Annotated in this window: 23 protein-coding genes and 3 tRNA genes; 23 read left to right on the top strand and 3 right to left on the bottom strand. The window is 37.9% G+C overall.

The annotated features are described in order from the left end of the window. The first annotated feature begins 1 nt into the window (after position 1). The 23 genes from G6W45_RS09340 to G6W45_RS09230 all read left to right on the top strand — a co-directional run bounded on the left by G6W45_RS09340 (position 2) and on the right by G6W45_RS09230 (position 24,596). Positions 2–1,183 (top strand): glutathionylspermidine synthase family protein, encoded by a 1,182-nt coding sequence (locus tag G6W45_RS09340; protein WP_194168311.1) that lies wholly within the window; start codon positions 2–4, stop codon positions 1,181–1,183. A gap of 2 nt (positions 1,184–1,185) precedes the next feature. Beyond that, positions 1,186–2,121: a D-2-hydroxyacid dehydrogenase gene (locus tag G6W45_RS09335; RefSeq protein ID WP_194168310.1), complete on the top strand. Its 936-nt coding sequence runs from the start codon at positions 1,186–1,188 to the stop codon at positions 2,119–2,121. Beyond that, the gene (locus tag G6W45_RS09330) at positions 2,121–2,879 is read left to right on the top strand and encodes a hypothetical protein (RefSeq protein WP_194168309.1); all 759 of its coding nucleotides are present in this window, start codon (positions 2,121–2,123) and stop codon (positions 2,877–2,879) included. The genes G6W45_RS09335 and G6W45_RS09330 overlap by 1 nt, the downstream gene beginning before the upstream one ends. Before the next feature lie 16 nt (positions 2,880–2,895). Beyond that, on the top strand, positions 2,896–3,393 hold the full coding sequence (locus G6W45_RS09325) for a YajQ family cyclic di-GMP-binding protein (RefSeq protein ID WP_194168308.1): 498 nt from the start codon (positions 2,896–2,898) through the stop codon (positions 3,391–3,393). Between the two features lie 275 nt (positions 3,394–3,668). Beyond that, on the top strand, positions 3,669–4,460 hold the full coding sequence (locus tag G6W45_RS09320) for a DUF2314 domain-containing protein (RefSeq protein WP_194168307.1): 792 nt from the start codon (positions 3,669–3,671) through the stop codon (positions 4,458–4,460). A gap of 30 nt (positions 4,461–4,490) precedes the next feature. After that, on the top strand, positions 4,491–5,501 hold the full coding sequence (locus tag G6W45_RS09315; protein ID WP_194168306.1) for a hypothetical protein: 1,011 nt from the start codon (positions 4,491–4,493) through the stop codon (positions 5,499–5,501). Between the two features lie 184 nt (positions 5,502–5,685). Continuing rightward, complete coding sequence (locus tag G6W45_RS09310; protein ID WP_194168305.1) at positions 5,686–7,050, top strand: coproporphyrinogen III oxidase family protein; 1,365 nt, start codon at positions 5,686–5,688, stop codon at positions 7,048–7,050. Further along, entirely contained in the window at positions 7,050–8,684 is a 1,635-nt protein-coding gene (locus G6W45_RS09305) for a multidrug ABC transporter permease/ATP-binding protein (RefSeq protein ID WP_194168304.1), read from the top strand. The genes G6W45_RS09310 and G6W45_RS09305 overlap by 1 nt, the downstream gene beginning before the upstream one ends. Positions 8,685–8,789: 105 nt before the next feature. After that, a complete protein-coding gene (locus tag G6W45_RS09300; RefSeq protein WP_021090439.1) occupies positions 8,790–9,179 on the top strand; it encodes an NAD(P)H-quinone oxidoreductase subunit 3 in 390 nt (129 codons plus the stop codon). After that, a complete protein-coding gene (gene nuoB, locus G6W45_RS09295) occupies positions 9,161–9,673 on the top strand; it encodes a NuoB/complex I 20 kDa subunit family protein (RefSeq protein ID WP_012001120.1) in 513 nt (170 codons plus the stop codon). The genes G6W45_RS09300 and nuoB overlap by 19 nt, the downstream gene beginning before the upstream one ends. After that, the gene (locus G6W45_RS09290) at positions 9,670–10,428 is read left to right on the top strand and encodes an NADH-quinone oxidoreductase subunit C (RefSeq protein ID WP_194168303.1); all 759 of its coding nucleotides are present in this window, start codon (positions 9,670–9,672) and stop codon (positions 10,426–10,428) included. Before nuoB ends, G6W45_RS09290 begins: the two co-directional genes overlap by 4 nt. Further along, positions 10,425–11,654 carry an NADH dehydrogenase (quinone) subunit D gene (gene nuoD, locus G6W45_RS09285; RefSeq protein WP_194168302.1) on the top strand — a complete coding sequence of 410 codons (1,230 nt, stop codon included), beginning with the start codon at positions 10,425–10,427 and terminating at the stop codon, positions 11,652–11,654. The genes G6W45_RS09290 and nuoD overlap by 4 nt, the downstream gene beginning before the upstream one ends. Beyond that, the gene (locus G6W45_RS09280; protein WP_085657920.1) at positions 11,651–11,881 is read left to right on the top strand and encodes an NADH-ubiquinone oxidoreductase subunit E family protein; all 231 of its coding nucleotides are present in this window, start codon (positions 11,651–11,653) and stop codon (positions 11,879–11,881) included. The genes nuoD and G6W45_RS09280 overlap by 4 nt, the downstream gene beginning before the upstream one ends. Then, entirely contained in the window at positions 11,878–12,588 is a 711-nt protein-coding gene (locus G6W45_RS09275; RefSeq protein WP_194168301.1) for a hypothetical protein, read from the top strand. The genes G6W45_RS09280 and G6W45_RS09275 overlap by 4 nt, the downstream gene beginning before the upstream one ends. After that, positions 12,585–14,885: an NADH-quinone oxidoreductase subunit G gene (locus G6W45_RS09270; RefSeq protein ID WP_194168300.1), complete on the top strand. Its 2,301-nt coding sequence runs from the start codon at positions 12,585–12,587 to the stop codon at positions 14,883–14,885. The genes G6W45_RS09275 and G6W45_RS09270 overlap by 4 nt, the downstream gene beginning before the upstream one ends. Then, positions 14,878–15,873, top strand: coding sequence for an NADH-quinone oxidoreductase subunit NuoH (gene nuoH / locus G6W45_RS09265; protein ID WP_084041825.1), 996 nt, complete (start codon positions 14,878–14,880; stop codon positions 15,871–15,873). Before G6W45_RS09270 ends, nuoH begins: the two co-directional genes overlap by 8 nt. Before the next feature lie 8 nt (positions 15,874–15,881). Beyond that, positions 15,882–16,499, top strand: a complete 618-nt coding sequence (gene nuoI, locus G6W45_RS09260) for an NADH-quinone oxidoreductase subunit NuoI (RefSeq protein WP_194168299.1) — start codon at positions 15,882–15,884, stop codon at positions 16,497–16,499. 23 nt (positions 16,500–16,522) lie between these two features. Further along, positions 16,523–17,059, top strand: a complete 537-nt coding sequence (locus G6W45_RS09255; protein WP_194168298.1) for an NADH-quinone oxidoreductase subunit J — start codon at positions 16,523–16,525, stop codon at positions 17,057–17,059. Beyond that, positions 17,056–17,358, top strand: a complete 303-nt coding sequence (gene nuoK / locus G6W45_RS09250; RefSeq protein ID WP_194168297.1) for an NADH-quinone oxidoreductase subunit NuoK — start codon at positions 17,056–17,058, stop codon at positions 17,356–17,358. Before G6W45_RS09255 ends, nuoK begins: the two co-directional genes overlap by 4 nt. 3 nt (positions 17,359–17,361) lie before the next feature. Then, positions 17,362–19,200, top strand: coding sequence for an NADH-quinone oxidoreductase subunit L (gene nuoL, locus G6W45_RS09245; RefSeq protein ID WP_194168296.1), 1,839 nt, complete (start codon positions 17,362–17,364; stop codon positions 19,198–19,200). Beyond that, positions 19,200–20,711, top strand: coding sequence for an NADH-quinone oxidoreductase subunit M (locus G6W45_RS09240; protein ID WP_194168295.1), 1,512 nt, complete (start codon positions 19,200–19,202; stop codon positions 20,709–20,711). Before nuoL ends, G6W45_RS09240 begins: the two co-directional genes overlap by 1 nt. Next, on the top strand, positions 20,708–22,198 hold the full coding sequence (nuoN, locus tag G6W45_RS09235; protein ID WP_194168294.1) for an NADH-quinone oxidoreductase subunit NuoN: 1,491 nt from the start codon (positions 20,708–20,710) through the stop codon (positions 22,196–22,198). The genes G6W45_RS09240 and nuoN overlap by 4 nt, the downstream gene beginning before the upstream one ends. Before the next feature lie 22 nt (positions 22,199–22,220). Next, complete coding sequence (locus tag G6W45_RS09230) at positions 22,221–24,596, top strand: tetratricopeptide repeat protein (protein ID WP_194168293.1); 2,376 nt, start codon at positions 22,221–22,223, stop codon at positions 24,594–24,596. 580 nt (positions 24,597–25,176) lie between these two features. On the opposite strand, the gene G6W45_RS09225 is transcribed toward G6W45_RS09230, so the two are convergent. From G6W45_RS09225 to G6W45_RS09215, 3 genes are all read right to left on the bottom strand, one after another. Next, positions 25,177–25,251, bottom strand: a tRNA-Glu gene (locus G6W45_RS09225). Between the two features lie 8 nt (positions 25,252–25,259). Beyond that, a tRNA-Lys gene (locus tag G6W45_RS09220) sits at positions 25,260–25,335 on the bottom strand. 121 nt (positions 25,336–25,456) lie between these two features. After that, positions 25,457–25,533 (bottom strand) — tRNA-Asp (locus G6W45_RS09215). Positions 25,534–25,581: the final 48 nt, after the last annotated feature.

Genomic DNA, 25,581 nt, shown 5'->3' with positions numbered 1-25,581 from the left:
AATGATAAATTTAAGAAAAATCACTCCGTTAAATAACGAATTTATGGAAAGAATCGGCTTTGCGTGGCACACAGATAATGACAATAGCTCATATATCGCAGATGAGATCGTACAGGTAAAAGCAAGTGAAGCGGATGCTTATTATGAGGCGGCAAATGAGCTATACGATATGTATGTAAATGCCGCTCAGCACGTCATTGACAATAACCTTTTTCACGAGATAGGCATACCGTTTAATCTCGTTGATAGTATCAAAAATAGCTGGGAAAATGACGTTCACTGGCACCTTTACGGCAGGTTTGATCTAGCAGGTGGGCTTGATGACAAGCCGATAAAACTGATAGAATTTAACGCCGATACGCCAACGGCGGTCTTTGAGACAGCGATCATTCAGTGGGCGATGCTAAAGCTAAATCACATGGATGAAGCAGAGCAATTTAATAACCTTTACGAAGCTCTAAAACAAAATTTCAAGCGTCTAATCACACTTGGTGACGATAATGTAAATTTCGAGGATGTTTACGAGGGCTGGGGGATACTCTTTAGCTCTATCGCTGGTAGTATCGAGGATGAGCAAACCGTGAAATTACTACAATACATCGCAAAAGAGGCCGGCTTTAAAACCGACTTTGCTTACGTTGATGAGGTCGTTTTTAACGATGACGAGGGGATTTTTAAAGGTGATGAAAATTTCGAGTATTGGTTTAAACTCGTTCCTTGGGAGAGCATAGCGATCGATGAGGGCGAGCTAGCACTCATACTTTCAAATATCATCAAAAACCAAAAAGCCATTATCATAAATCCAGCCTACACGCTACTTTTCCAAAGCAAGGGAATTTTAAAGATTCTTTGGGATCTTTATCCAAATCATCCACTCTTACTTGAGACTTCAAACGAGCCACTAAAAGGCAAAAAATATGTGAAAAAGCCGGTATTTGGCAGAGAAGGAGCTAACGTCTCAATACACGATGAGAACGGTGCAAAAATAGCAAGTAATGACGGCGAATACGACTCAAACAAAGCCATCTATCAAGAATTTTACCAGTTTAACCAAGATGAGAGAGGCGATAACTACCAAGCAGGCGTGTTTTACGCTTATGAGGCATGTGCACTTGGATATAGAAAGGGCGGCAAAATTTTAGATAACTACTCTAAATTTGTAGGACATTTCATTAAGGACTAAAGATGAAAATCGTTTGTTTAGACGCGGCAACGCTTGGAGAAAACGTTGATCTTAGTGTTTTTAAGAAATTTGGCGAGTTTACCGGCTATCAAAAAACAAAAAGCAAAGAGATCGTGCCTCGTCTAAAGGGCGTTGATGTGGTCATCACAAACAAGGTCATCATCGACAAAGCCGTGATGGAGGCGACAAATTTAAAGCTTATCTGCATAAGTGCAACTGGCATGAATAATGTCGATCTAGAGCATGCAAAAGTTAAAAATATAGCTGTTAAAAACGTCGCTGGCTACTCAACCGCAAGCGTCGTGCAACACACGTTTGCGATGCTTTTTGAGCTAACAAATCACATCAAATTTTATGATCACTACGTAAAAAGTGGCGAGTGGGTGAAGAGCGAAATTTTCACCTATCTTGGCGCAAACATCAGCGAGATCGCTGGCAAAGAATTTGGCATTATCGGACTTGGCGAGATAGGGCATGGCGTGGCGGTAGTGGCACGTGCATTTGGCGCAAACGTGAGCTACTACTCGACAAGCGGAGCAAATAAAAATAGCGAATTTAAGCAAAAAAGCCTAGATGAGCTATTAAGAAGTAGCGACATCATCAGCATCCACGCACCGCTAAATGAAAAAACTAGAAATTTACTTGGTATAAACGAGATAAATTTGCTAAAAGATGATGCGATAGTACTAAATTTAGGACGCGGCGGCATAGTGGATGAAGCGGCGATGGCAAGAGCGATAGATGAGAGAAATTTGCGCTTTGGTACGGACGTTTTAGAAAGCGAACCGATGAGCGAAAATAGTCCATTTTTAAATGTAAAAAAGAAGTCAAATTTACTCATCACGCCACACGTAGCATGGGGCAGCTTGGAGGCTAGAAAGACGCTCATCACAAAGATCGTCGCAAACATCGAAGATTTCATCAATGAGAGCAAGTAATGGGCTATGATATAAGCTATCATGCCATTAGCGAAGATGAAATTTCAAAGTGGTATTTTGAGGCACTTGAGCTTGCAAGGGCTGGTAAATTTGACGAGGTTTTAGCGCTTGCTAGTAAGGCTGGCGTAGAGGAATTTTACGCGCAAAAGTACAAAGATACGCTAAGTGCTGCGTTGCAGTATAAAGACGATGAAATTTTTAACAAAACTCACGGCTTTTGTATCGCCGTCACACAAGGATTTTTTAGAAAATATTTCTACACTCGGGGCACAGCGCTAAGCTCTTTGGCACAGCAAAATAAGAAATTTAAAAACTACATTAGCAACTGGCGAGAAATTTTACCAAGCGAGTTTTTGGATAAATTTAGTAGCGAAATTTATAATGAGATCACCGAAAACTACTGTTGTGGCGCTTATGTGAGTGCTGAAAACGTAGCTAAACTAAAGGCTGACTATGAAGCAGGTGGCGAGGTAAAAGAGACAATTGATGGTTTTTACGCGCAAAATTTACCTACATTTTTAGATGCTCTAAACTACGCATACGAGCTAAAAATAGGCCTGCTTGAGGCCACCGAGGTCGTGGAGCCAAATCCACTTGATCTAAACAAATCAAACTCATATTCAAACCTCTTTAACTGCGATCCAAAGGGCGCTATCATCTACGCACAAACTGCGATGCAGCAGATTAGCGAGGCAGTAAAGCAAGAAGAGACTGGCAAAAAGTCGCTTTTTGAGAAGATCAAAGGGCTATTTAAATAAATTTGAAAGGATAAAAATGGCAACTGAGCATAGTTTTGATATAAGTGCTGAGGTCGATATGATGGAGGTTAAAAATGCTCTTGAGACGGCTAAAAAAGAGATCGCAGCGAGGTATGACTTTAAGGGGCTTGCAGCTGAGGTAGAGCTAAATGAAAAAGAGAAATTTATCACGCTTCTTAGCTCAAGCGACAACAAGATCGACGCGCTAAAAGACATCGTGATCTCAAAGCTCATCAAGCGCAACATCCTACCAGTGGCGATCACAGAGACAAAAAGAGAGCCAGCAAGCGGTGGAAATTTAAAGGCAACGCTAAAGCTAAACGACACGCTTGATGGTGAAAACTCAAAAAAGATCACCAAAGCGATCAAAGACTCAAAGATCAAGGTGAGCGCACAGATCAGGGGCGAAGAGATCAGAGTGACAAGCAAAAGCATAGATGACTTGCAGGAGTGTATAAAGCTGGTTAGGGGGTTAAATTTAGAACTTCCAATAAGCTTTAAAAATCTAAAATAACGCACTTTTTCGCTTTATTATGCGTCGTTGATTTAAATTTTTACTCGGTCATTACCAACTCGGTAACTCCCATCACAAAAATTTAAATCGTCTCGCCTAATTTTGCGAAATGGCTGTGTGACTTTTATATTTAAAATTTTGTAAGGTTTTGGGCTAAATTTGCGAAATTTCGCATAGTTTTTGTATTTAAAATTTGTCGGATTTATGAGTGAAATTTATCTTATCATTTTGCATTCAAATTTGATCTATCTAAAATGAAAAATAAGGACAAAAAAATGAGCTTTTTTAAGAAAATTCTCGGTAAACAAATCGATCTTGGCAAGCAAATGCCAATCTATTTTGTAAGTAGCGACGAAGACTACATGCAGCGTGCGTTTGAGCAAGCCAGAGAGAGCTTTAGATATTTTTGGCGCGAGGTTTACTGGGAGCGCCACAGGATCGTACCTATGCTTGACTATGCAATGGTAAAAATTTGCTTCCTAGATGTCGTAAATGGCGAAGAAGTCGGTGAACACATGTGGATAGACGATGTGGAATTTGACGGCGAAACGATATATGGCACGCTCGTAAATGAGCCAGATAGCGTGCAAAACGTGAAATTAGGCGACCAAATAAGCGCAAAGATAGACGAGATGAGTGACTGGCTCTTTTCAATAGATGGACGCGCATACGGCGGATTTAGCGTGCAGGCGATGCGCTCACGCATGCAAAAGAAAGAGCTAAAAGAGCACGATAGAGAGTGGGGGCTTGATTTTGGCGATTTTAACGATATTTTGGTAGTTTACGAGCAAAAAGAACACCCTGAAAATTTGATAGAGCATCCAATGAGTAAAAATACATATGAGCAAGTAAAGCAATATATAAAAGAGCACCCAAATATAGTCACAGACGCTGATGAGTTTGGTTATACGCAGCTTCACAACGAGGCGATCGCTGGAAATTTAAATCTTGTAAATCTCTTGCTAGAAAACGGTGCTGACAAAAATGCCCGCACAAAAAGTGGCAAAACAGCGGCTGATTTTGCTGAGAATTTAGGCTGGAGCGAAATCGCGAAGGTGCTTAAATAGTAATCTTTTATAAATTTTTAGGATTTAAATTTGAGTTATCAAGATATTTTAGATGAAAGAAAAAGGCGGGCTAGTAAGACTTACCAAAAAAGTCATATTGAAATTCTTTTAAAATTTCATCCGCTGATACTAACTGGTGTTAGTTTAGCTAGTATGATTTGTTATTTTGTATATTTTAGTCTCTTTGTTGGATATTTTCCAGTTTTAAGTAATTCTGATATTTTTCATGTCGGAGCATTATTATTTTTTGTTGTAGCTATTTTTACTATTTTTATTATATTGCCCATAATGCTTTATCCTGGACATATAAGATACTCCCTCAGATATAAAAATGGTGAATATTTTTCACTTTTTTTATTATCTTTATCATTTCCTCTAGCACTATTAACTACTTTTATTATAAGTATAGCTTTCTATATAGATGCAAAAGGCGTACTATTTACTTTTATGGTTTTTTTAGCATTATCATATTTGTTATCGTGTATTACAATATGGATCAAGGGAAAAATATTGGAAAGAGTATTTGCTCTTTGCATGATAATGTGGCTCGCTTATATTTTTATTTTAATATTTTTGTCTAATTTTCAAACTAATCTAATTTCTATTTTGGTGGTAAATCTATTTTTTATTTACATTACATATATCTTTTTTTGCTTAGGTATTTTGTGTTTTTGTGAAGGTATTTATAAGGATGGTACGCACAAGGAAATTTCACTTATTTTAATGTTTTTATGTCCAATAGTTATATTTTTTTATCTAGCGGATGACATCGCAAAGAAATTTGAAATCACTAACATGGAATATAAATATTTATCTATTGAAAAAAGTATAGCAGGTGCTTTGCCAGAAAAAATTTGCAAAAATGGCATATATTGTGATGATAGTAAAACTTATTATGATGAAAACGAAACAAACGGAGTTATAAAACTTTATAATGTAAAAGCCCTATCAACTCTTGGTAAATTTTATTATCTGCAGACAAAAGATGGAGTAAAATTTGAGCTAGACTCAAGCAAAATTATCTCAAGAGCCAAGGAGTAATTTCCTTAAGCTTTGGGGCTAAAATTTGATTGATACGTGAAATTTGTAGATTTAAAAAATTAAAATTTATAGGCCAAATTTATCTGGCTAAGCTAAAAATTTCTTTAACACAAGGCTAAATTTATTAAAAGTTAGCTATCCTAACACATCAATTTAAAACCAAACTTACTTAAGGCGATTAGTTATGATCTTTAAAAATATTGTCGAGAATTTTGCCGTAAATTACGCTCATAATTCTATTCAAAGATCACTATACAACGAATTTAATATAGACATTTTAACCACAACCTATACCAAAACTCCCAAAAAAGACAAAAAGTATATGCTCTACGCACATGTACCATTTTGTCACACATTCTGTCCATATTGCTCGTTTCATAAGTATCACTATGAGCAAGAGCTTGCAAAAGTTTACTTTGAAAATTTACGTGAAGAGATGAAACAGGTTAAAGAGGCTGGATTTGACTTTGATTCACTTTATGTTGGCGGTGGTACAACGCTTATAAATGAACCTGAGCTTGAGAAAACGCTTAAGCTTGCAAAAGAGCTTTTTAGTATAGATGAAATTTCAGCAGAAAGCGATCCAAATCATATCTCACCCGAGAGTTTAGCCAAATTTGATGGGTTAATTGATCGCTTAAGCGTTGGCGTACAAAGCTTTGATGATGAAACATTAAAAAGAGTTGGCAGATATGAAAAATTTGGCTCAGCCAAGGAGGTAAAAAGAAAGCTTGAGCTCGCTCTTGGAAAGATCCCAGTCATTAGCCTAGATCTCATCTTTAACCTCCCAAATCAAACAAAAGAGCAGCTCATAAACGACATAAATACCGCAAAATCGATCTCTCCACAACAAATCACCTTCTATCCACTCATGAAATCAGAGTTAACAAGAGAGAATATAGCTCGCTCGCTTGGTGTTTCAAACGTAGATAACGAGCGTGAATTTTATGAGATAATCACTGAAGAATTTAGCAAAAGTAACTACAAACAAAGCAACGCTTGGGCATTTTCAAATGAAAAAAGTGCCGACCTTCGCGACGAATATGTTGGCTCAAATTTAGAGTATCTTGGCGTTGGTAGCGGAGCATTTAGCTTTCTTAACGGTGAGCTTGTAATAAATGCGTTTAATCTACTTGAATACGGCAAAAGGATAAAAAATAGACAAAGCCCAGTCATCGCAAAATGTGGCTTTAGCAAGAAAGAGCGACTTAAATACACGTTTTTAACAAGGCTTTTTGATGGCGGGGTTGATATTAAAAGATATAACGATGAAAATAACACAAACATTAACAAAGCCTTATTTATGGAGCTTAGCTTACTTAAGCTTGTAAATGCAGTATATGAAGAAAATGGCATTATTAAGCCGACATTTTTTGGCAAATATATCTGCATCGTGCTTATGCGTGATTTTTACGCTGGTATGGACAAAGTTCGTGCGATATTTAAGGATGACGCTAAGATAAAGCGAAGCAAGGTACTTCGCATAATGAGCGAAAATACTGAACAAAATTATGAGCCAAATATCATTCAGCCACGAGCTGCGATGTAATGCTTGCAAATTTAATCAAAAAAAACATATATCAAATTTCTAAAATAGTGTTATTAACACTCGTATTTAGCGGACTTGGTGTCTGGACCCTTTCATTTATAAATAATGAGCTTGTAAGTTTAAAAGAATTTGACCCGATTCTTGCAATTAAATTTATAGCAGTCTTACTTTTATTTTTTATAAGCGCCATCGCCGCAAATATATCGCTTACAAATTTTGGGCATAAATTTATCTACGAGCTAAGATATCAAAGTGTAAAGCAAATTTTAGATACGCCAAATAGCGTGATAAACGAGATCGGCAAGGCAAAGATTATAGCTAGTCTAAACAATGACATAAAAACGATCACATTTGCTTTTATGAGTGCTACTGGCTTTATACAAAGCTTAGTTTTTATCGTCTGCGCTAGCATCTATCTTTGTGTAATCGCTCCAAAAATTTTTATCTTTTTATCCGTTTGGATCGGTGCGACTCTTTTTATAAATACACTTTTTATGAAAAAAATTCATCTTTATTTTAAGTATTCTAGAGTTCAAGATGATGCATTGCAAAAGCACTACGACGATATCGTAGAGGGGCATAGAGAGCTTAGTTTAAATAGAGCAAGGGCAAGCGTCTGCTTTGATGAGTTAAATTTTACAGGCGATAAAAAACGTCAAAATATGGTAAAAGCTGATATTTATCACGCATTAAGTGATAATTTCACAAATATTATGCTTCTTGGCTCAGTTGGTCTTTGTGTATTTTTGTGCGTGGCATTTGACTGGGCGAGCCTGCAAACTGCGCTTAGCATAAGTCTTACGATACTATTTTTAAGAGGCTCGTTTATGAGTATGGTTGGCTCCATACCGGCTGCGCTGAGTGCAAAAGTAAGTTTAGAAAAGATCATGAGTTTAAATCTAAATAAATTTAAGGAAGGCTTTAAATTTGATGATAGCCTAAGTGACGAGTGGCGAAGCATTAGGCTAAAGGATATAAATTTTAACTACGCTCACGGTAAATTTAGCCTAAAAGACGTAAATTTAGAGATCAAACGCGGTGAGATAACATTTATTATCGGTAAAAATGGCAGTGGCAAAAGCACTCTTATAAATTTACTTTGCGGGCTAATACGCCCAAGTAGTGGCGAAATTTACCTTGATAGCACAAAGATAGATGAAGCAAATTTACAAAGCTATCAAGCAAAGATTAGCGCTATTTTTGCTGATTTTTATCTATTTTCGCAAACGCTCTCTCATAATGGCTTTGCTAGCCAAAGCGAAATAGACGAGCTTTTAGCCTTGCTTGAGATCGACAAAAAAGTAAGTGTCATAGATAATAAGCTTAGCACCACGCAACTCTCAACCGGTCAGCGAAAGCGTCTAAGTCTTTTAATAGCCATCTTAGAGCACCGCTCTATCCTTATCCTAGATGAATGGGCAGCAGATCAAGATCCGCTCTTTAAGCGAAAATTTTATAAAGAAATTTTGCCATTTTTGCAAAGTAAGGGCATAAGTATAATCGCTGTTAGCCACGATGATAGCTATTTTGATGTAGCAACTAGGATCATTTTGGTAAAAGATGGCTTTGTGCGTGAGCTAGATGAGAGCGAGCGAATAAGCGCTGCAAAAGATGCAGTTGAGAAGATAAAATAGGAGTAATTTTTACACAAAAGCACAATACTCACCCTGCTCTTAAGCCGTTTCAAGCTCAAATAAATTTAAATTTAGTAGAATCTTAAAAATTTAAAAAGGCAAAGTATGTCACATTCAGAGCTTGAAAGTACCTATTTTGGTGCATTTATCATACTTTTACTAGCGACTTGTTCATTTTGTTTAATAACATTCTTATCTTCAAAAATAAGCAAAAAACTAGCCAACCGCAATACCCAGCGTCTAAAACTTGGCTTTTATGAGTGTGGTCCAACCACCGTAAAACAGCCAAATAAGATAAATATCCACTACTTTTTTTATGGAATTTTATTTATTTTATTTGATGTTGAAGTCATCTTTATGTATCCGTGGGCGGTGGATTTTAGGCTACTTGGAATTTTTGGACTAATCGAAATGTTGCTTTTTGTGGCGATTTTACTTATCGGCTTTGCCTACGCTTGGCAAAAAGGAGTCTTTAAATGGCAAAGCATCAGATAAACTACGCTGCAAATGGTGGCTTGCCAGTCGTTTTAACAACCGTTGATAAGCTCGTGCAGTGGGGCAGGAGTAACTCACTTTGGGCGCTTAGCTACGGGCTTGCTTGCTGTGCGATCGAGATGATGGCAAGTGGCGCTAGCAGATATGACTTTGATAGGTTTGGCACCATTTTTAGGGCTAGCCCAAGACACTCAGAGGTGATGATCATAGCTGGCACGCTAACTAAAAAACATGCTGAGTTTACAAGACGTCTTTATGATCAGATGCCTGAGCCAAAATGGGTCATCTCAATGGGTAGCTGTGCAAACACTGGCGGCATGTTTAACACCTACTCTACCGTTCAAGGTGTAGACCGCATAATACCAGTTGATATCTACATCCCAGGCTGTGCCCCACGTCCAGAGACGCTTCAATACGCACTTATGATGCTTCAAAAAAAGATAAGAAAGCAAAGTGCATTTAGGGCGCAAAAGCCAAGAAAGCTTGAGATATGAGAGAGTATAAGCCAAAGAATAATCTGCAGAAAAAACAGTATTACAAAGAGAAATTTTACATAGAAAAGCAGACGCCAAAAGATAAGGTAAGAGGTTCTAAATTTGATGAAGAGCTAGCCATCTTAGAGCAAAACGGAGTAGAAATTTTATCTAGCTACGTGGAGTTTGACCAACTTGTTCTCTACGTAAATTCAAGTGAAAATTTTAAAGCGCTTGAAGTGTTAAAAGGCTTTGGCTACGAGCAGCTTTGTGAGCTTGCGGCGATTGATTATATAGCACAAAAAGGCGGATACGAGGTCTTTTATCAGCTTTTAAGTGTTAGCAAAAATAGGCGCACGCGAGTAAAATGCTTTGTCAAAAAGGACGAAATGCTAAAAAGCGTTTGCAAGCTTTATAAAAGCGCAAACTGGGCTGAGCGCGAGATGTATGATTTAAGCGGCGTTCTCATTAAAGATCATCCAAATTTAAAGCGCCTCATCATGCCTGATGACTGGCACTCGCACCCTCTACTAAAGAGCTATCCGCTAGTTGGCGACGAGGCAGCTAAATGGTACGAGGTGGATAAAATTTTTGGAAGCGAGTTTAGAGAGCAGATCGGCGAAGAGAACCGCGATCCAGCTTATATTGAAGAGAAAGATACCTTTGGATTTTCAAGGGTGTTTAGCGAAGAGTACGAGTATCAAGAAGATGATGGCGTAAAATTTGTCAAAAAGGCTAAATTTAACCAGAGCCAGATAGTAAAGGAAAGACCTTGAGCCAGTCACCAAACCGCTTAAAACCATTTTTTGAAAATTTAGAATTTGAGCAAAATGACGGCAAGATGATACTAAATTTTGGCCCACAGCACCCAAGCGCTCATGGTCAGCTAAAACTAGTGCTTGAGCTTGATGGCGAAAAGGTCGTGCGTGCCATGCCAGAGGTTGGTTTTATGCACCGAGGCGTTGAGAAGATGGCTGAAAATATGACCTATCAGGAATTTATCCCAGTGACTGACAGGGTTGATTACATCGCATCAAGTGCAAATAACTACGCATTTTGCGCGGCTGTGGAGAAGCTTTGCGCTATCGAAGTGCCTCGCCGTGCGCAGATCATTAGAGTGATGCTTTTAGAGCTAAACCGCATCAGCTCACACCTTTTATTTTTAGCTACGCACGCCCTTGATGTGGGGGCAATGAGCGTATTTTTATACGCATTTAGAGAGCGCGAATATATCCTTGATCTAATAGAAAAATACTGTGGCGCAAGACTAACGCATAGCTCGATAAGGATCGGTGGCATACCGCTTGATCTGCCTGATGGCTGGTGCGAGGAGCTGCTTAAATTTTGTGAAAAATTTCCAAGCGATATCACGCTTTATGAAGATCTGCTAAGTGAAAATAGAATTTGGCAAGCAAGGCTTGTAGATGTGGGCGTAATTAGTAAAGAGCTAGCCCTTAGTAGCGGCTGCTCTGGCGTCATGCTAAGAGCAAGCGGTGTGGCGCGTGATATAAGAAAAGAAGAGCCATATCTCATCTATGATGAGCTAGAATTTGACGTGCCTCATGCGACACACGGCGACTGCTACGCAAGATACCTACTTTATATGAAAGAGATGCGCGAGTGCGTGAAAATTTTAAAGCAGTGCGTTAGCAAGTATCAGACAAGTAGCCCTGCTATCATCGCCGACGCGCCAGAGTATGTTAGCGCTTCAAAAGAGCAGATAATGAGCCAAAACTACTCATTAATGCAGCATTTTGTGCTGATAACTCAGGGATTAAAGCCACCAAAGGGTGAAATTTACTTTGCTAGTGAGTCGCCAAAGGGCGAGCTTGGAATTTATATAAACTCAGACGGTAGCGCAAGCCCGTACCGCCTAAAAATTCGCACGCCAAGCTTTTGGCACTGCGCTATTTATGAAGATTTATTAGTAGGCCAGTACGTTGCTGACGTCGCTACGATAATTGGTAGCACAAATATCATCTTAGGCGAGGTCGATAGATGAGAAGGGTAGATCTTAGGCACTTAAAGAGTGAGTTTTTGAGCGCTCTTGGACAGCAGATAAAGGCTAGCGAGCCTGGCGAAGTGATTATATTTTTATTTGAGATAGGTGATTTTAGTGGCGTGACAAAGGCTGTAAATTTAGCTTATAATCTAAACTGCGAAGTGATGAACTCGCTTAAATTTAACCAAGTTGATTGGGTATTAACCATAAAAAAGGGCAAGATATGAAATTTAATGATTTAATAGCAGGCAAAAGCTTAAGCATTGCAAATTTACTAAGCTTGAGCGATAAAAATTTAGCAAAAAAGATGAAAGAGCACGAGTTTAAGTACATCTCTTGCATCGAAGATAGCGAGCTTGGCGGCGAAAATTTAATCCGCTGCGAAATAGGCTCAATAAGCTACGTCTTAGCTCTTCTTTGCAAATACGCAAATTTATCTTGCGATGAGTTTTTTAGCGAGCTTGATGATGGGCTGATAAGCGGCGAGTGCAACGTGGGCGAGGAAGAATTTGAAGAGCTAGGCGAGTGGATAAAGGATGTTAAAAACATCGTTATTGATGATTCATTTTTTACTCATCCAGACAAAGATGCGATCTTTTGGCTACTTGAAATTTTAGGCAAAAATGTCGTTTTAGCTGGTGGTTGCAGGAAAGAATTTAATGATTATCACAAAATAGACGAGCTAAAAGAGCTTGAAAATTTTGATGGAGCGGTCGTTTATCTAAACAAAAACGCAAGCGATGAGATCGTGGGCGGTGTGCAATTTGGCATCGTAGCAAAGGCAAAGGATGGCGATATGCTAGAGCTTAAAGCAAAAGATTTTAGCGTGAAGGCAAAATTTAAACTAGACCATTTACTAAAAGGCACAGTTGCGATATTTGGCGTAAAAGAATTTGATGGATACGCATTTAAGCAAGTAGTAGTTAGTAAATGAAAATAAGCATAAATGATCAAATTTTAGAAGCAGATGAAGGCGAGAGCATCTTAAATATCGCAAGAGCAAATGGAATTTATATCCCAGCTCTTTGCTATCTTAGCGGCTGCTCACCAACTCTTGCTTGTAGGCTTTGCATGGTCGAGGCAAATGGCAAAGTAGTTTATAGCTGTAATGCCAAAGCAAAAGAGGATATGCAAATTTATACAAACACGCCAGAAATCGCTGCCGAGCGAAATGCGATCATGCAGACTTATTGCGTAAATCATCCGATTCAATGTGGCGTTTGTGACAAAAGCGGCGAATGTGAACTACAAAATTTAACCACACATCTAAAGGTAAATGAACAAAAATTTGCCATCGCTGACACGCACAAACCACATAAAAAATGGGGGCTAATCAACTACGATCCAGCTCTTTGCATAGTCTGCGAAAGATGTGTCACTGTTTGTAAGGACAGGATCGGTGAGAGTGCACTAAAGACCGTACCAAGGGGCGTTGAGGTACCAAAAGAGCTAAAAGAGAGTATGCCAAAAGATGCCTACGCAGTTTTTAGTAAGATGCAAAAAAGCTTAATAGGTCCAAGCGTGGGCGAGAGTCTTGACTGCTCATTTTGTGGCGAGTGTATCAGCGTTTGCCCTACTGGAGCACTTATTAGTTCGCATTTTCAATATAGCACAAATATCTGGGAGCTAAACCCTATCCCAGCAGCAAATCCACATCAAAGCGACTGCGAGCTAATTTACTATGACGTAAAAGAAAAGAGTACTAGCGACAGAAGTAAGCAAATTTACCGCGTCAACAATGATTTTACATTTGGCGAAATAAGTGGAGCAGCTAGGTTTGGCTATGACTTTCACAACGAGCTTGCCTGTAAGAATGAAGAGAAATTTGAAGAGATTGTTTTAAATATTAAAAATGGCGCGATCAAAAATATAAAATTTAATAGCTTTATCACGAACGAAGAGGCCCTTATTTTAGAGTGTTTAAGAGAGAAATTTGATCTAAATCTAATAAACAATGAGGCGCTAAATTATCAAAAATTTTTAAATAAATTTAGCGAATTTAGTGGGCTTAGCTCATATAACGCAGACTATGAAGATATTAAAAATAGCGATTTTATCATCACTGCTGGCAGTTTCTTAAGACACGAAAGCCCAGTGACAAGCTTTAAGTTAAATAACGCTTTAAAAATGAATAAAGCAGCTGGAATTTACTTTCATCACATAGCCGATGAGATCGTTAAAAAATATTCTAAAAATTTTATCTATGTAACGCATGAAGCTGGAAAATTAGAGCAAAATTTACTTTTTATACTTAAAAACTGGGGTGAAAATTTACCTAACGCACTTACATCAAAACTTGAAAATTTTGATGAAAATTTTGGCTTAGATGTACCGGCTTTAAATGATGGCAAAAGCAAATTTACGCTCATTTTAGGAAGCGATTTTTACACGGATGAAAATGCGAATTTACTAGCCGCACTTACTGGAGTGATCGCTAGAGCTACGCCGTTTCGTGTGATGCTAATACCACCACGCACAAACTCACTTGGCGTTGCTAAAATTTGTACTCTTGCAAGCGAGAAAAAGTCTGGTAAGATGCTTGGCTATAACGAAAATGGTGATTATAAATTTAGCATTTTTGAAGGTGACATCGATGCTAGCGCGCTAAATCAGCAAGAAGGCACATTTACAAGCATAAATAACGCCTTAGTGCCAACAAATGTGGCGATACCGCACAAAGGTTATTTTCTAAACGATATTGCAAATGCGCTTGGACTAATGGCTGAAAATACAATTGATTACACGCCAAATTTACCAAAAGAAAAGGGTTACAAAGGCATTAAATTTGATGATTTAGAAAATTTTTACGCAAACGACGGCACAAGCCACAGAGGCTATAAACTAGAAATTTCAAATTTCACACCAAATGATGATATAGAGCTGCTTTTAAAAGATACCAAGAGCATAAATTTAAAAGATGACGAGGCACTTATAAGTCTTTCAAATCCTATAAATTTGCCATCATTTTTTGCAAACTATGCCACGCAAACAGCCAAAAGAGCGAAGCTTTATGCAAGTAGCGAATTTATGGCTAAATTTGAAATTTCACAAAATGAAGCGATTATTTTAGAAAAAGATGGGTATAAGCTTGCCATTTGCGTAGAGCTTGATAGCGAACTTGGCGGAGTCGCTGCGTATTTAGGTGATTATGACGATAAGCTTGAAGTGGGCGTTATATTTAATGGCAAAAGCTACGCCGCAGTTAAAATTATAAAGGCAAAAGATGAGTGAAACACTATTTTTTGTGCTAAGCACTATCATTAAAGCCGTGGTCATCTTAGCCGTCATGGCAAGCCTTGCAGGACTAGCAACTTATGCTGAGAGAAAGGTACTAGCCTACATGCAGCGCCGCGTTGGACCTGATATGGTGGGACCTGCTGGAATTTTACAGATAGTAGCTGACATGATAAAACTCTTTACAAAAGAGGACATCGTACCAGCAAATACGAATAAATTTATCTTTTTAATAGCGCCACTAATATCAGCTATTGCCGCATTTGCAGCGCTTGCACCTGTGCCGTTTTTGCCTGAGTTTGAAATTTTTGGACATACATTACGTCCGATTCTCTCAGATATTAATGTTGGTATTTTATACATCGCTGGTGTTGCTTCAGTTTGCGTCTTTTCTCCACTTGCAGCAGGTCTTGCAAGCTATAATAAATTTGCATTAATTAGTGCAGCTCGCGCAGTAGTCTCACTTCTTAGTTTCGAAATAGTCGCTGGCATGGCTCTTTTAAGCGTCGTAATGGTAACTAGCTCACTCTCACTTGTGGATATAAACAACTATCAAAAAGGAATTTTTGGCTGGCTTATATTCAAGCAGCCCCTTGCCTTTTTACTCTTTTTAATAGCAAGCTTCGTGGAGTGCAACAGAACGCCATTTTGCTTAACAGAAAACGAAACAGAGATAGTAGCAGGCTATGGCACCGAGTATAGCGGAATGAGATGGGCGATGTTTTTCATCGGCGAGTACACAAATATGATCGCTGCTAGCATCATCATTACGATTTTATTTTTAGGTGGATTTAACGAATTTTTATTTATCCCAGGTGCTTTGATGATCATCTTAAAATCAAGCATTGTCTTTTTCTTTTTTCTTTGGGTAAGGGCTTCATGGGCACATTTAAGAGTTGATCAGTTAAGTGCATTTTGCTGGAAAATTTTGCTTCCGCTTGGAATTTTAAATATCGTAATCACTGGCTTTATGCTACTAATCTAAGGCGAAAAATGAGTGAGAAAAAATATATTTTAATAGATGAAAAGTTAAAGCCAAAGAGTGCATTTGATAAATTTAAGCACTTCATCGCTATCACATTTAAGCCTGATCTTTTAATCGGACTAAAAGTCACGATAAAGCAGATGCTCTTTAGCAAGTCACATACTTTAAAATACCCTATGCAAAAGATGGAGCTAAATGCTAGATATAGGGGTATTCACAAGCTTTTGAAATTTGTTGAAAGTGAAAATGAACGTTGCATTGGGTGCGGGTTATGTGAGAAAATTTGCGTTAGCAACTGCATTTCGATGAAGACTTCACTTGGCGAAGATGGCCGCAAAAAGGTCGCAAGCTACTCGATAAATTTAAGTAGATGCGTGTATTGTGGATTTTGCGCTGATGTTTGCCCTGAGCTTGCGATAGTTTGCGGACAAGAGTACGAAGTTGCTAGCGAGAGTAGGATTATATTTGGCACAAAAGATGAGTTTTTGACAAAGGATAAATTTTTAAAAGATCAAAGCGAGTTTGAAGGCTATGGCGCACTTCCTAAAAATGCTGATAGCTTAATTAAAAAGACGTCAAATGCATTTATAAGCGAAAATGAAAATGAGACAAAAAGTGATGAGTAGTATAAATTTTAAAAGGGCAAAAGATGTATGAGAGCTTTGCATTTTATCTTTTTAGTGCCTTGGTTTTAGTTAGTTTTTCTTTTAGCGTATTTTGTAAAAATGCACTAAATGCAGTCTCTGCGCTAGCTGCTGGCATGGTCTTTATCTCGGCTATATTTTTCTTACTTGGAGCAGAATTTCTAGGCGTAGTGCAGATCATCGTATACACAGGTGCTGTGGTCGTTTTATATGCATTTGCGATGATGTTTTTTGACAGCAGTAAAGAGTGTGAGCCAAAAAGTAACAAAAAAGCAAAGATCACCATCTATCTTTTAAGTAGTTTTATAGCGCTTCTTTTGATATTTATATTTTTAGCTCCTATTTATGGTGCAAAATTTGATGGATTAAGTCCTATTGCTAGCGAGCTTGGCAATATCGAGGCTATTGGAATTTTTCTTTTTAGCAAGTATTTGATCGCTTTTGAGATGTGTGCTGTAATGCTTCTTGTGGCAATGGTTGCTGGCATTATTTTGATACATAAAGATCTAAATACTAAAAATACGCTAGAGGAGATGCTATGATAGGGCTTACTCACTACCTCATCCTTGTAAGTCTGGTCTTTGTCATAGGGCTAGTTGGCATAATGCGAAGAAGAAATTTGATCATGCTATTTTTCTCAAGTGAAATTTTACTAAATTCAGCAAACATAGCACTCGCTGCCATCTCAAAATACTACTTTGACCTAACTGGGCAGATCATCGCATTTTTTATAGTAGCCATCGCAGCTAGCGAGGTCGCCGTGGGACTAGGGCTACTCGTACTTTGGTATAAAAAGACTGGCAGCATCAGTTTAGAGTCGATGACAAATATGAAAGGCTAAGAGATGATTTTATTTTGTATTTCACTATTTTTTCCGCTTCTTAGCTTTATCGTTTCTGGACTTTTTTCACATAGCAGTAAAAATTTTTTACTTGGTGTTTTTTGCTCACTTCTCATGATTATTAGCACAACCGCTTCGCTTATGCTAGCAGCCAGTCTTGGCATAGATGAACCGCTAAATTTATCACTAAAAGAGTTTATAAATTTTGGTGGTCTGGATTTAAATTTTGGCTTCTATCTTGACGCCATTAGCCTTGTTATGCTTAGCACTGTGGGTGTAGTAGCTAGTGTAGTGCATATCTATTCCATTGGCTACATGAAAGATGACGCAAGCTTTAACCGCTTTTTTAGTTATCTTGGGCTCTTTGTCTTTTGCATGAACGTCCTTGTATCAAGCGATAATTTCATAGGACTTTTCATCGGCTGGGAGGGTGTTGGACTTTGCTCGTGGCTACTCATTGGCTTTTGGTATAAAAGAGCTAGTGCAAATATTGCTGCAAACGAAGCCTTTATAATGAATAGAGTGGCTGACCTTGCGATGCTTGTTGGCATTTTTTATATATTTTATAGCTTTGGCTCACTTAAATTTAGCGAGGTTTTTAACGCCAGAAGCGACTTTAGTGGGCTAAATTTAGGCATCATCGCCACACTTCTTTTTATAGGTGCCATGGGTAAAAGCGCGCAGTTTCCATTTCACACTTGGCTTGCAAACGCCATGGAGGGACCAACTCCAGTCTCAGCACTCATCCACGCTGCGACCATGGTAACAGCTGGAGTCTATCTAGTCATACGTGCAAATTTTATCTTTACAAACGCGCCTGAAGTATCGCACTTTATCGCTTACCTTGGCACATTTGTAGCAGTTTTTGCGGCTAGTATCGCGCTTGTGCATAATGACCTTAAAAAAATCATCGCCTACTCGACGCTTTCGCAGCTTGGCTATATGTTCGTAGCTGCTGGTCTTGGCGCTTATAAGATCGCACTTTTTCACCTTGTCACGCACGCATTTTTTAAGTCACTTCTCTTTTTATGCGCTGGCAACGTCATGCACGCGATGAATGATGAGCTAAATATCAAAAAAATGGGCGGACTTTATAAATTTATGAAGCCAACCGCGCTTCTTTCTATCATCGCAAGCTGCGCACTAGCTGGCTTTTATCCATTTGCTGGCTTTTTTTCAAAAGATAAAATTTTAGAAGTCGCCTTTAGTGAAAATAAATTTTTATGGATCATTTTGCTCTTTGGTGCTGTGCTTACAGCATTTTATAGCTTTAGGCTCGTTATGCTAGTCTTTTTTACAAAGCCAAAGAGCGAGAAACACGCGCATGAAGCTAAAAACTATATGCTAGCTGGCATGGGTGTACTTGGAATTCTCTCAGCCATAAGTGGCTTTTTTTGGAGCAACTTTAGTGAGTTTTTAGAAAAAAGCTTAAAAGATTTTTCACTAAATTTATCTCACGGCAGCGAAATTTTTTTACTTATTTTAACACTTGGTCTAGTGCTAACAAGTGCTGGCTTTGCTGTATTTGCCTATAAAAAAGAAATTTTTAAAGAGAACATTTGTGAGAGTAGAATTTATAAAATTTTGCAAAGTGCCTACTTTATCCCAAAATTTTATGAGAAATTTTTTATAAATGGCTACATTTTGATCTCACAAATTTGTAAAAAGATTGATGAGATGATAATCGATCGTAGTGTCGATCTAGTCGCGATAGCACTAAATAAATTTGCATTTTTAGCAAACAAAATGCAAAGCGGCGACTTAAGCATTATGCTTAGATTTATGGTCGCAGGATTTGCCTTGCTTTTAAGCTTTATATTTTTATTAAACGGAGCCAAATAATGCTAAGTGTCATCATATTTTTCCCAGCAATAAGCGCAATACTTGGCTTTTTGATAGAAAATAAAAGCATCAAATTTTATGGAGCAAGTATCGCGTTAATTGAGCTTTTGCTTGCCATTTTTATCTGCGTAAATGTCGATTTTCAGGGTTATGACTTTGTTCTAACGCATCAAGTCCAGCTTATACAAAGCCTAAATATCAGCTATTTTGTCGGCATCGACACCATTTCGCTTGTGCTTATAGTCCTTAGCGCATTTATGAGCTTCATCTCTATCGCAGCCCTTAGCAATGATGGAAATTTAAAGCACCTTGTTATTAGCGTGCTATTTTTAGAGAGCACGATGATGGGCGTATTTAGTGCGCTTGATATGATCTTGTTTTATAGCTTTTGGGAGCTTAGCCTCATACCGCTACTTTACATCATCGGCGCATTTGGCAGTAAAAATAGAATTTACGCTGCGATTAAATTTTTCATCTATACATTTTTAGGCTCTGTCTTTATGCTAGTAGCGATCATCTTTATCGGCTATTTGTGCTATCAAAAAAGCGGCGTCTTTAGCTTTAATCTGCTTGATTGGTATAAGCTTGGTATCGGGCAAAGCGCTCAAATTTGGCTATTTTTAGCGTTTTTCTTTGCCTTTGGTGTGAAAACTCCGCTATTTCCATTTCACACGTGGCTACCTTACGCGCACGGGCAGGCTCCAACTATCGGCTCGGTACTGCTTGCTAGTGTGCTTTTAAAGATGGGTACTTATGGCTTTGTGAGATTTTCGCTCCCACTTTTTCCAGATGCGAGCCTACTTTTAAGTGGCTTTGTCTGCGTCATAGCCATCATTATGATCATCTACGCAGCCCTCGTTGCCTACGCACAAAGCGATATGAAACAAGTGATCGCTTATAGCTCCATTTCACACATGGGTGTCATCATGCTTGGCATATTTTCACTAAATTTAATAGGCCTTGGTGGCTCAATATTTTTGATGATAAGCCACGGTATCGTAAGCGGCGCGCTATTTTTGTTAGTTGGCATCATCTACGAAAGAGTTCATACCAAAGAAATTTGCGAATTTGGCGGCCTTGCTAAGGTGATGCCAAAGTATGCGCTTATATTTTTTATAGCAACACTTGCAAGTATCGGCCTGCCACTAACCATTGGCTTTGTGGGCGAGTTTTTGAGCCTGCTTGGCATCTTTAAGCTAAATAAGCTCTTTGCGCTACTTGGTGGCTTTAGCATCATCGTGGGCGCTGTTTATATGCTAGTACTTTATAAAAGAGTATTTTTTGGCGAGTGCAAGGAGAAAAATTTAAGCCTAAAGGATCTAAATTTCAAAGAGTTAGCCGCTCTTGTGCCGCTTTGCTTACTCATAATCGCTCTTGGTGTTGCACCAAATTTGATCCTAAAGCCACTTGAGCCAAGCGTGCAAAATATAATAAATAAAATGCAAACTAGAGCCGTAAATAGCGACACAAAAGATAAGATTTTATCTTTAAATGGCGGGAGCAAACTATGAACGAAATAGCCTTTTTAGACCTTAAAGAAATTTCTTTATCTTCGGTTGCTCCGATGCTTAGTATGATAATCTTTGCACTTTTTATCTTAATCGTTGGCACCATAAAAAAAGATCTTTCAAGAAATTTCTACTGCGTATTTTGTATCATCGCAATATTTGTAAATGTGGGCCTAATACTTGATTTTAACGGTCTTAGCCTTAGCTTTTGGGATATGCTTTTAGTTGATGGAGTTTCGGTCATCTCTCAAGTCATCATCCTAATCGCCTCGGCTCTTTTTATCCCGCTTGCACTTAGCACAAAAGAGTATTTTGAGTATAAAATTTACGAGTATTACGCTTTATTTTTGTTTATGATAGCTGGATTTTTATTTATGGTGAGCTCAAATAACCTACTCATCATCTTTTTAGGCCTTGAGATCAGCTCACTTTGCCTCTATACGCTAATCGCCCTTCACAACAAGGCAAAAAGCGTAGAAGCTGCCATTAAATACTTTGCTATGGGCTCGCTCTCGGCTGGCTTTTTTGCGATGGCGATAGCGATGTTTTATCTAGCGACAAACTCAATAGACATCGCCCGTATCGGTGTTGTGATAAAAGATCTTAGCCTAAATCAAAATTTGATCATTTTATTAGGCTGTGTTTTCATTGCCTCGGCTATTGGCTTTAAGCTCTCACTCATACCTTTTCACACATGGATACCAGACGTTTACGAGGGCTCAAATGCCCCACTAGCAGGCTATATGTCGATCGTACCAAAGGTGGCAGCATTTATCGTTGCGTTAAGAATTTTTGCGATGCTTGAAGGCTCACAAATTTTGTGGATAAAAGATATGCTCTACATCATCGCCGTGCTTACGATGAGCCTTGCAAACATCATGGCACTAGTGCAAAAAGACGTAAAAAGGATGCTTGCTTTTAGTTCCATAGCTCACGCTGGTGTCGTGCTTTGCGCGCTTGTGGCAAATTCTCATGAGGCAAATGTTGCCTTGTTTTTTTACTGGGTTATGTTTTTGTTTGCAAATTTGGGCGCATTTTCTATGCTCTGGGTGGCAAGGTGCGACGATGTCGTCTGCTGGGACAAGCGCTTTAAGCATCCATTTGAGAAATTTTCAGGGCTTATAAAAATTTTACCAAGCTACGCAGTTATAATGGGAATTTTCATGATCGCCCTTGCTGGCATACCGCCTTTTAGCGTCTTTTGGGGCAAGATGGTGCTTATCTCATCGCTTATCAAGTCTGATTACGTCGTACTTAGCGTCATTATCATGATAAATTCTGCCATTGCGATTTATTACTATTTAAAGCTAATCGTCTTTATGTTTCTAAAAGAGCCGATCGTAAAAGATAAAAATCTCTACACCGCAAATATCTCGATGGCGCTAAAAGTAATTGTTGGCATTGCAGTAGCTGGAACGGCCTTTTCATTTTTATTTTCTGGAGCGATTTTGGAATTTATTGAGCATTTTGTCTTTGCTTCAGGATTTTAGAAAATTTAACTATAATTGCGGCATGAAAAAGCTCTTAATTATTTTATTTTTTCCGCTTTATCTAACCGCTTTTAATCTTAGCCTAAATAGCGGCGCAAATGGTGATAAACCTTATAGCGTTCTTCAGCTAAGCGATGAGCAAGAATTTGAATGCGTGGAGCAAATTTTAGCTTACGATACCAAACGCTATGTCTGCATGCTTGATGATGAAATTTTGCCAAAAATTGAAGATACGACACTGCCATTAATGGATATAAAATATAAAAAGCAAGATGGCAAGCTTTTTATCGTCATAATGCCAAAAGCACCGTCAAAACTGCTAAATATAAAAACTGAGCTTTATAGTAGCCAAAACGTACAAGATAGCCCAAAAACAACCATTTCAAAACACTTTAGCATAATTATAGATACTTCGCTCAGTGAAAATAGCAAAAGAAAGTCTGGGCTAAATTTTAAACCTGATTTTAAAGATATGCTAAATCCTAGTATCGGAGCGCTTGATCTTAACAAAGCTCCTATTGCTGGGCTTGATAGTAATGACATTGATATCTACATAAGTATAAAAAGAGCTTATGAAAAGGGCGCTTATGAAAATGTAGTAAAAGATACTCAAACAGCAATAAAAAGGCATCCAAATAGCCTTTTTTCAAGTGAATTTTTACTATTTCGTCTAAGGGCTCTTGATAAAATTTTTGAGACAAAAAATGAGTTTGAAGAGATCGAGCCAAAAGACATCGTAAGTGAAGGTAGGGCTTGGATCAGAAAATTCCCATCTGATGAAAACTATCCAGAGGTGCTATATCTGATCGCCAGAGCCTACCTAAAAGATAGCATCGCAAGTGATGCAAAATATATGCTTGATATCTTAAACGAAGAGCACGCAAACTCAAAATTTACAAAACTTGCAGCGCTTGATTATGCTGATTATCTCTACAAGATAGGCAGACAAAAAGAGGCACTAAAAGACTATGAAAAAGTGCTTTACTCCACAAACGACATCGACCTTGCAAGTAGAACAGCACTAAGCCTAGCTGATGCAAATATCGATAAAGAAAAATTTGATGAAGCAAAGAAATTTATACTAAAAATCGCAAATGCGAATGAAAAATTTTTTATGAATAACCCAACGAAGTCGATGAATCTTGCAACTACATTTGCAAGTAAAGATATGCCTGATGTGGCTGCTAAAATTTATGAAATCTTGATAAATAATAGCGATAGAACGAAAGATTTTTATGAAGTTGCTTTAAAAAATTTAGCACTCAATCTAGCCAAAACAAAAGATGAGAAAAAAGCATACGAATACTTAAATAGATATGAGACAGAGTTTAAATATGGTGATTATATCGATGAGGTGACTAAAGCAAAAGATGGGTTGTTTTTTGAAGAAAAGGATAAAAATGCTACTGCACTTCATGCTAGATATAAAGAGCTAATTGAAAAATATGCTGGGACAAATATTAGTCAAAAGGCTCTAATAAGCGAGCTTGAGCTGGATATTAAAGAGCGTAAATTCTCCGATGCACTATCTTACAAAACCATGGCAAAAGATGGAAATTTAAGCAGGGCAATGGAGCTGATAAATGAGGCTGCGCTAGAGCTTACAAAAGAGTATTTTATAAAAGATGATTGTACAGCTGTTATAAATTTACTTGAAAACTACGATATAAATAAAATCTCATTACCGCAATTTAAGCTCTTTAACTGCTATTACAGAACGGCCCGCTACAACGATGCACTTGAGCTCGCAAAAGCTCATGCAAAAGATGAAAATTTAGAAGATAGAGTCGAATGGCTTGTAAATTTGAGCAAAATTTTATATAAAAATAAAGACTACGAGCATGCGATTATTGCTGCAAATGACGCGCTTTCACTTGGCTCATCAGTCGAATACTCAGATCCAACACCATCTCTTTTTGACAGGTTTTACTCATTGCTTGCATTAAAACGCTTTACGGAGGCGATCTCAACCATTAGTGCTATCGAGCAACTAAGAGGCCAAGACTTTAAGATTATCGAAGCATATACAGCTATAAGTGACTATGCGATGAAAAGTAATGACTACGCTATCGCCACAACGTATGCCAAAAAAGCTCTTGAGCTACAAACAAAAGCCAAGATAAATACATTTTCACCAAAGATAAATTTTAACTACTCGGAAGCTTCACTAAAGACAGATAACCTAGGTGAGGCACTTGATGAGGCGAAATTTATACTGAACATGAAGCTTGAGCCAGAAGATCGCTTACATGCTTTAAATTTGATAAGCGAAATTTATATAAGGCAAAAGCAGTTTAAGTTGGCTAGGCCTTATTTAAATGAGTGCTCTGACTCAAATTTTGTAAGCCCGTATAAAGATGCTTGCAAAGCTAAGCTTGATATGATAGGCAAAAACTAAATACAAAAAGATAGCTTGTTTGCTAGTTTTATATTTGAGCTTAAAATTAGTAGGCTTTATTTTTGCTATTTAAATTGAGCTTTCTTTATAATTGAGTCTTTAATATTTTTTACATTGCCACCAAATACTCTTTATATTATAAAAAGAACTATATTTATCGTAAGCCTTAATGTATTTTTAACGCACGAGCCCCAGTATGATCTTAAATTTTAAGTACCTTTCTCATAAGCAAGAGAATTGGCCATTTTATTATCAAATATAGGCTGTTTTATGTTTTATGAGCTTAAAAATTAAAAATGCTTAATGAGTTTTGCCCAATAGATCAAAGCAAAAACAACTTGTAACGCTCTGTAATCACGTTTCCATGATGTACTTTTATTATATTTATAAAGATTTTTTAGCTTAATTGTAAATTAGCTTCTAAAATTTATCACTCATTACACACTAATTAAACAACATTATAAAAATTGGTTTTTACATTTTTAGTAGCAATTCGCTAAGCAAATAAGTATACATTTTTAAGAAATTTTCTATAAAAATTTCTGTGTAGCAAATTAAAAAGAAAAAAGGATTAGAAAAATGGTGACCCATACGAGACTCGAACTCGTGTTACCAACGTGAGAGGCTGGTGTCCTAACCGCTAGACGAATGGGCCAAAATGGATGGTGCCCCGTGTAGGCCTCGAACCTACGACCCCATCATTAAGAGTGATATGCTCTACCAACTGAGCTAACGAGGCAAGATTAAATAGTAATAATAAATCTTAAAGTGTTATCTTAGAACATATAATCTTAAAATTTAATTTGACACTCAATAATGGGTGCTTTATGAGACATGACCTTAACCTAAGGTTTAATAGATGGCGCAGCGGACGGGGCTCGAACCCGCGACCTCCGCCGTGACAGGGCGGCATTCTAACCAACTGAACTACCGCTGCACCTAAAAATGGTGGTCGCTATAAGACTCGAACTTATGACATCCACCT

The sequence above is a fragment of the Campylobacter concisus genome (assembly GCF_015229955.1).
Classification (GTDB): Bacteria; Campylobacterota; Campylobacteria; order Campylobacterales; family Campylobacteraceae; genus Campylobacter_A; species Campylobacter_A concisus_AT.
This window is presented reverse-complemented; position numbering and strand designations above follow the sequence as displayed.

Coding starts and splice junctions, on each gene's coding strand:
- G6W45_RS09255 (WP_194168298.1), top strand. CDS start 16,523: ATGTATGAGAGCTTTGCATTTTATCTTTTTAGTGCCTTGGTTTTAGTT.
- nuoL (WP_194168296.1), top strand. CDS start 17,362: ATGATTTTATTTTGTATTTCACTATTTTTTCCGCTTCTTAGCTTTATC.
- G6W45_RS09240 (WP_194168295.1), top strand. CDS start 19,200: ATGCTAAGTGTCATCATATTTTTCCCAGCAATAAGCGCAATACTTGGC.
- G6W45_RS09335 (WP_194168310.1), top strand. CDS start 1,186: ATGAAAATCGTTTGTTTAGACGCGGCAACGCTTGGAGAAAACGTTGAT.
- G6W45_RS09230 (WP_194168293.1), top strand. CDS start 22,221: ATGAAAAAGCTCTTAATTATTTTATTTTTTCCGCTTTATCTAACCGCT.
- G6W45_RS09280 (WP_085657920.1), top strand. CDS start 11,651: ATGAGAAGGGTAGATCTTAGGCACTTAAAGAGTGAGTTTTTGAGCGCT.
- G6W45_RS09275 (WP_194168301.1), top strand. CDS start 11,878: ATGAAATTTAATGATTTAATAGCAGGCAAAAGCTTAAGCATTGCAAAT.
- G6W45_RS09325 (WP_194168308.1), top strand. CDS start 2,896: ATGGCAACTGAGCATAGTTTTGATATAAGTGCTGAGGTCGATATGATG.
- G6W45_RS09340 (WP_194168311.1), top strand. CDS start 2: ATGATAAATTTAAGAAAAATCACTCCGTTAAATAACGAATTTATGGAA.
- nuoN (WP_194168294.1), top strand. CDS start 20,708: ATGAACGAAATAGCCTTTTTAGACCTTAAAGAAATTTCTTTATCTTCG.
- G6W45_RS09305 (WP_194168304.1), top strand. CDS start 7,050: ATGCTTGCAAATTTAATCAAAAAAAACATATATCAAATTTCTAAAATA.
- G6W45_RS09270 (WP_194168300.1), top strand. CDS start 12,585: ATGAAAATAAGCATAAATGATCAAATTTTAGAAGCAGATGAAGGCGAG.
- G6W45_RS09290 (WP_194168303.1), top strand. CDS start 9,670: ATGAGAGAGTATAAGCCAAAGAATAATCTGCAGAAAAAACAGTATTAC.
- G6W45_RS09310 (WP_194168305.1), top strand. CDS start 5,686: ATGATCTTTAAAAATATTGTCGAGAATTTTGCCGTAAATTACGCTCAT.
- G6W45_RS09300 (WP_021090439.1), top strand. CDS start 8,790: ATGTCACATTCAGAGCTTGAAAGTACCTATTTTGGTGCATTTATCATA.
- G6W45_RS09320 (WP_194168307.1), top strand. CDS start 3,669: ATGAGCTTTTTTAAGAAAATTCTCGGTAAACAAATCGATCTTGGCAAG.
- G6W45_RS09330 (WP_194168309.1), top strand. CDS start 2,121: ATGGGCTATGATATAAGCTATCATGCCATTAGCGAAGATGAAATTTCA.
- nuoB (WP_012001120.1), top strand. CDS start 9,161: ATGGCAAAGCATCAGATAAACTACGCTGCAAATGGTGGCTTGCCAGTC.
- nuoK (WP_194168297.1), top strand. CDS start 17,056: ATGATAGGGCTTACTCACTACCTCATCCTTGTAAGTCTGGTCTTTGTC.
- nuoI (WP_194168299.1), top strand. CDS start 15,882: ATGAGTGAGAAAAAATATATTTTAATAGATGAAAAGTTAAAGCCAAAG.
- nuoH (WP_084041825.1), top strand. CDS start 14,878: ATGAGTGAAACACTATTTTTTGTGCTAAGCACTATCATTAAAGCCGTG.